The 1,436-nt window shown below is 66.9% G+C and carries 1 protein-coding gene; it reads left to right on the top strand.

The window, feature by feature from the left end; genetic code table 11:
- On the top strand, positions 1-1,248 hold a 1,248-nt coding region (locus QMX83_RS21435), incomplete at its 5' end, for a chemotaxis protein CheW (RefSeq protein WP_282298643.1).
- Positions 1,249-1,436 lie beyond the last annotated feature (188 nt).

Here is a 1,436-nt window from a genome sequence, read left to right as displayed (position 1 = left end):
GCGCCGGCCGCCGCGGCTGTCGCACCTGCCGCCGCCGCGCCGGGCGCGGCCGCTGCACCGGCGGCCGCCGCGCATGAAGCAGAAACCTCGATCCGCGTCGCCGTGGAAAAAGTCGACGCCCTGATCAACCTGGTCGGTGAGCTGGTCATCACCCAGGCCATGCTCAAGCAGGTCTCGCACGCCCTGGACCCGGTCCACGCCGAGCAGCTGTTTGCCGGCCTGGACCTGCTCGAACGCAACACCCGCGACCTGCAGGAAGCGGTGATCGGCGTGCGCATGCTGCCGGTGGATGCGGTGTTCCGCCGCTTCCCGCGCCTGGTCCGCGACCTCTCCAGCCGCCTCGGCAAGCAGGTCCGCCTGCGCACCGTCGGCGAAGGCACCGAACTGGACAAGGGCCTGATCGAAAAGATCGCCGATCCGCTCGTGCACCTGGTACGCAACTCGATCGACCACGGCCTGGAAATGCCCGACGTGCGCAAGGGCGCGGGCAAGGACGAAACCGGCACCATCACCCTGGCAGCTTCGCACCAGGGCGGTCACATCGTCATTGAAGTCAGCGACGACGGCCGCGGCCTGAACCGCGAAAAGATCCTGGCCAAGGCCCAGGAGCGCGGCCTGAGCGTGCCGGAGAACCCGACTGACAGCCAGGTCTGGGACCTGATCTTCCAGCCCGGCTTCTCCACCGCCGATGCCGTCACCGATCTTTCCGGTCGTGGCGTGGGCATGGACGTGGTCCGTCGCAACATCCAGGCGCTGGGCGGCGAAGTCCAGATTGAAAGCAGCCTCGGTGCCGGCACCCGCACCCTGATCCGCCTGCCGCTGACCCTGGCCATCCTCGATGGCATGACCGTCTCGGTCGCCGGCGAAACCCTGATCCTGCCGCTGGCCTACGTACTCGAAGCACTGCAGCCGCAGGCTGAAGACGTCCGCACCATGGCCGGCGAAGGCCGCGTCCTGCGCGTGCGTGGCGAGTACCTGCCGATCCTGTCGCTGAGCGAGTACTACGGCTACGGCCACCGCGCCAACGACGACTCGCTGGTCGTCGTGGTCGAAGGCGACGGTCAGAAGATCGCGCTGGAAGTGGACGAACTGGTCGGCCAGCAGCAGGTCGTGGTGAAGAACATCGAGAACAACTACCGCCGCATCAGCGGAGTCTCCGGTGCCACCATCCTCGGCGACGGCCGCGTCGCCCTGATCGTCGACATCGGCGGCCTGGTGCGCTCCTTGCGGGTACCGCAGGCGGCGTGATGCTTGTTGGTTGATCGCTGAGAGCAAGAGCAAAAGCCCCGCATTGCGGGGTTTTTTGTTGTCTGCGCTAGAAGCCCTCGTCTGCTGGTCTACGTGTTTGGGGCCGGGGGATGGGGGGTACGGGACACGCCTTAAATCTCCAGTTAGGCTCGGGCGGCACATCCATGTGCCTTCACGGTCCCGTACCC

Source organism: Stenotrophomonas sp. PS02289, from assembly GCF_029960115.1.
GTDB lineage: Bacteria > Pseudomonadota > Gammaproteobacteria > Xanthomonadales > Xanthomonadaceae > Stenotrophomonas.
This window is presented reverse-complemented; position numbering and strand designations above follow the sequence as displayed.